The sequence below is a fragment of the Luteococcus sp. H91 genome (assembly GCF_038433135.1).
In the GTDB taxonomy this organism is placed as follows: domain Bacteria; phylum Actinomycetota; class Actinomycetes; order Propionibacteriales; family Propionibacteriaceae; genus Luteococcus.
The window spans coordinates 1-6948 of the sequence record NZ_JBCDMV010000027.1; the positions used below are offsets into that span (position 1 = coordinate 1).

Genomic DNA, 6948 nt, shown 5'->3' on the forward strand with positions numbered 1-6948 from the left:
GAGCAGACTCTGACAATTTCTTCCACCCACGGGGTGGTGGGTACTCATCCCGCGGGGTGAGCGGGGCCGCCACAAGGCCATTCGAGCGAGCGACGCCTGATGACGGGCCCGGCCGGAAGGCTGGTGGGCATGATGAACACTGCCCCGAAACACTCCGGCTCACCGGTGCCACCGCCCGACCACGCCGTCCTGATCGGCACCGGACTGACCAAGACCTATGGCCCCACCGTCGCCCTCTCGGGGGTGAGTCTGGCCATCCGATTGGGTGAATCCGTCGCCGTGATGGGCCCCTCGGGCTCCGGCAAGACCACCCTGCTGCATTGCCTGGCGGGTATCCTGCGCGCCGATGCGGGCCGGATCACCCTGGACAGCCCGCGGGAGAGGATCCAGATCGAGGCCCTCGACGAGGGTGAGCGAGCCCGGCTCCGCCGAGAGTCCTTCGGCTTCGTCTTCCAACAGGGCCTGCTGCTGCCCGAACTCACCGCGCTGGAGAACGCCGCGCTGCCGCTGATGCTTTCCGGCCTGACCCGACGCGACGCCGAGGCGCAGGCAGTCGGCTGGCTGGCCCACCTGGGCCTGGCCGGGCTGGAGGGCCGACGACTGGGCGAGATGTCCGGGGGCCAGGTGCAACGCGTCGCCATCGCCCGTAGTCAGGTCACCGGCGCCAGCATCACCTTCGCCGACGAACCCACCGGCGCGCTCGATCAGCACACCTCCGGCGAGGTGCTCGGCGCCCTGCTGCACGCCACCGTAAGGCGTGGTCGCACCTTGGTAATGGTCACCCACGACGAACACGTCGCGGCCCAGTGTTCCCGGGTCGTGCGGCTGCAGGACGGCCAGATCATCAGCGACAGCCACGCGCTGCGCCCCACCCTGGCGGGTGCAGCATGAGCAGCCGGGTGGTCTGGACGGAGGCCGAGGCGATGGATCCGTGGGCCCGGCCCCAGTTGTCGGATCAGGGCCCCTCGACAAGATCGGGAAACGTGGGTGGGTTGGCCTCGGCGAACGTGGCTGGGTTGGGCTCGGGCAGGAGGGTTGCGGAGATGGCCGTGGCGGTCGGGTCGGTCGAGGCCCCGTCGCAACAGCCCCCGCAGGATCCGCAGCTTCCCCGTCGCACATCCTCGCTGGGCTCCACCCAGGAACTGCTTCGGCTGCTGGCCGGCCCCACCCTGCGGGACCGGGCCAGCTGGCTGCTCCCCATCGTGGCCATGGCCGTCGCCAGCACGCTGAGCCTCTCGGTGGCTGGTGGCGTGCACTACTTCTTCACCACGACGGGTGACCTGGCCGGGATGTACCGCTTCCTGTCCATCATCGCGCTGATCCTGCTGGTCATCCCGCTGATGACCCTGGCCGGGGCGGCGGCCCGGTTGTCCGCCCGTCGCCGTGACACCCGGCTCAGCTCGCTGCGCTTGCTGGGCGCCACCTCATCGACGCTGCGAATGCTCACCCTGGCCGAGACCGGGGCGATGGCCCTGGCCGGGGCGCTGGGTGGCGTCGTCGGGTATGTCGTCTTGATGCCGGTCTTCGGGCTGCTGCACTTCAATGGCGACGCCATCGGCGCGGGCCGGATGTGGCTCGGGGTCCTCCCTGTGCTGGCCGGAGTCCTTGCGATCGTGGCATTGGCGCTGGTCAGCTCGGTGATCGGGCTGCGAAAGGTGGAGATCTCCCCGCTCGGGGTGCGCACTCGGCAGCAGGCCCCGCTCACCTCCCGCTGGCGCGCCGTGGTCGCGGTGCTCGGGATCCTGGTTGCCTCGGTGCTGGGCAAACTGCTCGGAGCCCAGGCCGACATGCTGGTGATGGGCGTGATGATGGTGGCGATGTTCGCCCTGCCCATGCTGGCGGTGAACCTGGCCGGTCCGTGGGTGGTCTCCCTGGTGGCCCGGGCGGACCTGCGTCGGGCACGGAGCGCGTCGCAGCTGCTGGCGGCCCGCAGCATCCTGGAAGACCCCAAGCAGGTCTGGCGCCAGATCGGCGCCCTGGGGCTGACCAGTTTCGTCGCCGTCTTCATGGGCGTCGCGATGAGCCTGACCTCCCAGCCGACCACCGGTTCCGACCAGCTGATGAGCCGGGACATCCGCACCGGCGTGCTGCTCACCCTGGCGATCACCTTCATCACCGTGGCCTGCTCGGTGGGGATCAACCAGACCGCCGCGGTGCTGGACCGGCGCGAACTCTACGTCGGGCTGGACATGCTGGGCATGCCCGCGTCCCTGATCGACGAGGCTCGACGCCGGGCGGTGCTGCGCCCGATCCTGGCCGTCGTCCTCCTGGCCGGTGGGGCGGCCCTGGCCCTGGTGCTGCCGTTGGGGGTGCTGAACAGCTTGACAGATCCGATGGCCGCCCTGACCGTGGTGCTGGTGCTGCTGGGCGGCATCGCACTGGTCTGGCTCAGCCTGGTGGCCACCAGGATCACGCTGCGGCAGGTGTTGGCAGCGGGACTGGTCCGCGCCGAGTAGGACCTGTGGCAGCCCACTGGTTGGTGGGGTCTTGGGTCCGGTTGCCTACTCTGGAGACATGACATCGAGCTCCGCGAACTCGACAACCACCGGCCAGCGGGTGTTGGCCATCGTGTTGGCCGGCGGCAAGGGCAGCCGGATGGAGGTGCTCACAGAGCGCCGGGCCAAACCCACCCTGCCCTTCGGCGGCGTCTTCTCGCTGCTGGACATCTGCCTGTCCAATCTCGTCAACAGCCAGATCGACGACGTCTGGGTGGTGGTGCAGTACCACGCATCCACCTTTGATCCGGTGCTGGCGCACGGTCGTCCGTGGGATCTGGACCGCAACCGCGGTGGCCTGCGGGTGCTGCCGCCGCAGGAGGGGATCGGGGCCGATGAGGAGGGGATGGCCACCGGCAATGCCGATGCGCTCTTCCGGATCCGGGGCCTGATCCGGCAACACGCCCCGGATCTGGTGCTGGTGCTCTCCGCTGACCATGTCTATTCCCTGGACCATCGCGACGTGATCCGCACCCACCGTGAGGCCGACGCCGAGTGCACCGTCGTGACCACGACGATCGGGCTGCCGGAGGCCGGTCATCACACGCTGGTGGACATTGCCGAGGGGCGGGTGACCGCCGTGCACCACAAGCCCGACCAGCCGCACACCGAGACCATCGCGTCCGAGGTCTTCCTCTACAACGCCGACGTGCTGCTGGAGGCCTTGGACGAACTGCACGCGGAACTCTCCGGCGAGGCCGCGGACGGTGACACCGGGTTGGGCGACTTCAGCGAACACCTGCTGCCCCGGCTGGTGGAGCGTGGCCGGGTGGCGGCGCACGTGATGCCCGGATACTGGCGTGACCTGGGGCGTCCGTCGGCCTACTTCCGGGCGCATCAGGACCTGCTCTCGGGTGACCTGGAGTTGCTGCACAGTCGAAGCTGGCCGATTCGCACGGCCTCCCCACAGGGGCCCGCGGCCCGGGTGCACCGCGGCGGCCAGGTGATGGATTCCATGCTTGGTGATGGGGCGGAGATCCATGGCCGGGTGGAGCGCTGCGTGATCGGGCCGGGTGTCGTGGTCCAGGCCGGTGCCGTGGTGCACGACGCGGTGGTGATGGGCGGCGTCCACATCGGGGCGAATGCCCGGGTCGGCTGGTCGGTGCTGGACGCCGGCAGCCGGGTGGGCGTCGACGCGCGGGTGGGCGCGGACGAGGCGCAGGACCAGGATTCCCGGCTCAAGTCGGAAGAGGTGACGCTGGTTGGCATGGAGGCGGTGATCCCCGACGGGTCGGTGGTGGAGCCCGGCAGCCGGGTGGCCCCGGGATCGGGTGCATCCCTCACCGACTGAGGTCTGGGTCATGGCTTCGTCGTGATCCGTTATCCGCCGGGAAACCCGCGCTTTCCCTTGCTCTTCTAGCGTCGTCGGTGCACAACACCCCACTGCAAGGAAGAGGCAACAATGTCGAACCTCACCATCGGCCGTCGCGGCGCGCTCGCGCTCGGCGCCGGAATCACCGCAGCTGCCGCCGCCGGCAGCCAGGCGCAGGCCGCTCCGGAAGGCCGTCGCAAGAAGAAGAACCCCAAGGCGGGCAAGCTCCGCTTCGGCAGCGACGGCAGGTTCACCGTCCTGCAGTTCAACGACACCCAGGACGGTCACCTGACCGACAAGCGCACCATCGAGCTGATCACCAAGGCCATCGAGCGGGAGAAGCCCAACTTCGTCGTCTTCAACGGCGACATCATCAATGGCAGCCCGGCCAGCGCGCTGCAGGTGAAGCAGGCCTACAACAATGTGATCGCCCCCGTCGAGGCCGCCAAGGTGCCGTGGGCGCTGACCTTCGGCAACCACGACGAGGACTCGCTGAAGAAGTCCGGCATGACCGAGACCAAGATCATGAACTTCCTGCTGGGTTACGAGCACAACATGAATGTGCGCGACGACTCCGTCAACGGCCATGCCAACCTGATGCTGCCGATCGCCGGGCGTCGTGGCCGGGGCACCGCCGCCGCCCTCTGGCTGCTGGATTCGGGCCGTTACGAAGAGGAGACGCTCGACGGGCAGAAGGTGGAGGAGTACACCTACGAGACCCTCCATGCCGACCAGGTGGCCTGGTACCGGGAGCAGAGCATGGAGCTGGCCAAGCGCAATGGCGGCCGCCCGGTTCCCGGCCTGATGTGGATGCACATTCCCGTCTGGGAAACCCGCTTCATGTGGTACGGATCACCCACCGACTGGACCGACGAGAGCCACGCAAAGGCCCTGGTCAAGCACCAGATCACCGACCCGCAGCGCAATGAGCGGGAGTACGTCAGCCAGTTCAACTCCGGCATCTACAACACCGTGCGCGAGCAGGGCGACGTGATGGGCATCTACTTCGGCCACGACCACATCAACACCTACGAGGGCAACTACTTCGGCGTGCACCTGGGCTACGCCCCCGGCACGGGCTACGGCACCTACGGCCTGGACGGCGACAAGAAGCACCACCTGCGTGGCTGCCGGGTCTTCACCCTGGACGAGCGCAAGCCCGGCGAGTTCACCACCCGCAACCTGTACGCCAAGGATCTGGGCATCGACGTCAAGACCGTCGCCGAGGTCCGGATCAGCGAGCCCGCCCCGCTGCCCTTCTGATTCCGTTCCCCGAGCCTGTCGAGGGGTCAGCCCAGGGCAGCGAGCACCTCGGGACCGTCGGGTGCGGTGAGCACACGCTCACCCACCACGACGGTGGGCACCAGCTCATTGCCGTCCTGCAGGCTCGCGACGAAAGCGGCGGCCTCCGGATCGGTCCAGATGTTGACCAGGCTGATCCGCTCGCCGGAGGGGTCGAGGCCGGCCAGCAGGTGCTCGCAGTAGGGGCAGCCGGGGCGCCAGTAGACGATGGCGTGGTCGTCGCCGCGTCGGGCGATCGCGTCGGAGTGGGTGCTTTCCATGCCCCCGATCCTGCCGCATCCTAGCGGTCCCTCGGGTTTCCTGCGGTCCGCTCGTGCTGCAACACGAGCGCATCCCGGGACCCGAGCGCCTCCACCCGAACCCGACGCTTTGCCGCTCGCACCCCGCCTGCCGTAGACTTTCCCGGTACCCCATCAGGGGCACGGGGCGTTGGCGCAGTTGGTAGCGCGATTGCTTTGCAAGCAATAGGTCACGGGTTCGAACCCCGTACGCTCCACCAGGTCAGGGGCCATCCCACGAACGGTATGTCCTCTGTTGCTGTCTCGGGACAGCTTCCGCTGGCTCGCTCTCACTCCTGACCAAGGGCCTCTTGCGATGAGATCCGCTGATGAATCCGAGCCACCTCAGCCACGATCAGGAAGCAGGTGGCGATGTGCACCATCACCTGCACGTTCTTGCTCGGGTTCGTGGCCAGGGCCAGTGCCACGACCACGGCGAAGATTGCCGCGCGTGCCGGTGGCATGGAGAGCCGTGGGAAGGACCTCCGCTGCTTCATGAATCCCCAGACCGCGAGCGCCAGGAGAGCCGCTATCGCGGCCGCCATTGACGTCACAAAGATCGTGTCCTCGCCGAGCCAGTTAGTGCGCACGGCGGTGATGGCCGCGGCGGAATAGGCGGTAATGGGCAAGGCACCCCAGAAGTAGGGGTTCGCCGACGTGGCTGTCCGGTTGGTCATGTCCTCATCTCGTCTGGTGGTGGGAGCCATCGAAGCTCAGCTCTGGTCGCGCTTGGCCGCTCGTCCGCGGTAGATGGCCAGCGTCAGTGCGTACGTCAGCGCAGTGAAGCCGAGCGTCGCGACCACAGCGAACACGATGTGTCCCGTGGTCGGCTCCCGGACGCAGATGGAGACGGTCAAGGCACACATGACGATGAAGACCATCGCTGCGATCTGCTTTGCCTTGTTCTCACTGCTCTTCATGGGAAGTACTCCCTCAGGTTGCTGGCAGATGAGTTGTCGACGCTACGTGGCTCACCACCCATGGGCAACCGCTCGCTCACGATCCTCGAGGAGATGGTCACCGTCCACGGGTTGACGGCGATGCAGGCGGCATAGTGGTGTGCTTGGGCTGTCACTGTGCGGGAGGCTGGGCGTCTTCGACGACTTGACGTTCGGGCAGAGAGCCTGTGGATGTGACATGCGCATCGTGGGGTGGCTCAGGACCAGGGACGTACTTCTGACAAGTAGCGCAGGATGGCGCGGACACGTCTGTTCTCTTGGCTGGGGGAAAGCCCTAGTTTGGCGAAGATGTTGGCCACATGTTTGGACACCGCCGCGGGGGAGATGACGAGCTGTTGGGCGATGTCGTTGTTGGACATGCCGGTGGCCATGAGTTCGAGGACTTCGTGTTCTCGTTCGGTGAGCTGGGCCATTCCGGAGCGGCCCGTGGTCACCATGGCCTTGGCTGCTTCCGGATCGATGACCACTCCGCCGTCGGCGATGACGTGGAGGGAGTGGATGAACTCTTGGACTTCGCTGATTTTGTCTTTGAGGAGGTAGCCGGTTCCGCTGGTGCTGGCGGTGCCGAAGAGTTGTTGGGCATAGGTCGGCAGGATGTATTG

The 6948-nt window shown here is 67.3% G+C and carries 8 protein-coding genes and 1 tRNA gene; 5 read left to right on the top strand and 4 right to left on the bottom strand.

Annotation, left to right across the window (positions count from 1 at the left end; all coding sequences use genetic code 11):
• Nucleotides 1-132: 132 nt before the first annotated feature.
• From AAEX57_RS13565 to AAEX57_RS13580, 4 genes are all read left to right on the top strand, one after another.
• The gene (locus AAEX57_RS13565; RefSeq protein WP_446721187.1) at nt 133-891 is read left to right on the top strand and encodes an ABC transporter ATP-binding protein; all 759 of its coding nucleotides are present in this window, start codon (nt 133-135) and stop codon (nt 889-891) included.
• 152 nt (nt 892-1043) lie between these two features.
• Complete coding sequence (locus AAEX57_RS13570) at nt 1044-2456, top strand: ABC transporter permease (RefSeq protein WP_342093301.1); 1413 nt, start codon at nt 1044-1046, stop codon at nt 2454-2456.
• A 58-nt stretch (nt 2457-2514) separates the two neighbouring features.
• Entirely contained in the window at nt 2515-3786 is a 1272-nt protein-coding gene (locus tag AAEX57_RS13575; RefSeq protein WP_342093302.1) for a glucose-1-phosphate adenylyltransferase family protein, read from the top strand.
• A gap of 111 nt (nt 3787-3897) precedes the next feature.
• On the top strand, nt 3898-5070 hold the full coding sequence (locus tag AAEX57_RS13580; protein ID WP_342093303.1) for a metallophosphoesterase family protein: 1173 nt from the start codon (nt 3898-3900) through the stop codon (nt 5068-5070).
• 26 nt (nt 5071-5096) lie between these two features.
• Here the strand turns inward: AAEX57_RS13580 and AAEX57_RS13585 are convergent, their stop codons facing one another.
• Nucleotides 5097-5369 carry a glutaredoxin domain-containing protein gene (locus AAEX57_RS13585; protein ID WP_342093304.1) on the bottom strand — a complete coding sequence of 91 codons (273 nt, stop codon included), beginning with the start codon at nt 5367-5369 and terminating at the stop codon, nt 5097-5099.
• Nucleotides 5370-5532: 163 nt separating this feature from the next.
• On the opposite strand from AAEX57_RS13585, the gene AAEX57_RS13590 reads away from it, so the two are divergent.
• Nucleotides 5533-5608, top strand: a tRNA-Ala gene (locus AAEX57_RS13590).
• 69 nt (nt 5609-5677) lie between these two features.
• Here AAEX57_RS13590 and AAEX57_RS13595 read toward each other — a convergent pair.
• From AAEX57_RS13595 to AAEX57_RS13605, 3 genes are all read right to left on the bottom strand, one after another.
• Complete coding sequence (locus AAEX57_RS13595; protein ID WP_342093305.1) at nt 5678-6064, bottom strand: hypothetical protein; 387 nt, start codon at nt 6062-6064, stop codon at nt 5678-5680.
• A gap of 36 nt (nt 6065-6100) precedes the next feature.
• Nucleotides 6101-6307: a hypothetical protein gene (locus AAEX57_RS13600; protein WP_342093306.1), complete on the bottom strand. Its 207-nt coding sequence runs from the start codon at nt 6305-6307 to the stop codon at nt 6101-6103.
• A gap of 236 nt (nt 6308-6543) precedes the next feature.
• Nucleotides 6544-6948: response regulator transcription factor (locus AAEX57_RS13605; protein ID WP_342097797.1), on the bottom strand; the 405-nt coding region annotated here is incomplete at its 5' end.

Excerpts from the sequence above, each read along its gene's own strand:
- AAEX57_RS13565 (WP_446721187.1), top strand. The coding sequence starts at position 133 with ATGAACACTGCCCCGAAACACTCCGGCTCACCGGTGCCACCGCCCGAC.
- AAEX57_RS13570 (WP_342093301.1), top strand. The coding sequence starts at position 1,044 with ATGGCCGTGGCGGTCGGGTCGGTCGAGGCCCCGTCGCAACAGCCCCCG.
- AAEX57_RS13575 (WP_342093302.1), top strand. The coding sequence starts at position 2,515 with ATGACATCGAGCTCCGCGAACTCGACAACCACCGGCCAGCGGGTGTTG.
- AAEX57_RS13580 (WP_342093303.1), top strand. The coding sequence starts at position 3,898 with ATGTCGAACCTCACCATCGGCCGTCGCGGCGCGCTCGCGCTCGGCGCC.
- AAEX57_RS13585 (WP_342093304.1), bottom strand. The coding sequence starts at position 5,369 with ATGGAAAGCACCCACTCCGACGCGATCGCCCGACGCGGCGACGACCAC.
- AAEX57_RS13595 (WP_342093305.1), bottom strand. The coding sequence starts at position 6,064 with ATGACCAACCGGACAGCCACGTCGGCGAACCCCTACTTCTGGGGTGCC.
- AAEX57_RS13600 (WP_342093306.1), bottom strand. The coding sequence starts at position 6,307 with ATGAAGAGCAGTGAGAACAAGGCAAAGCAGATCGCAGCGATGGTCTTC.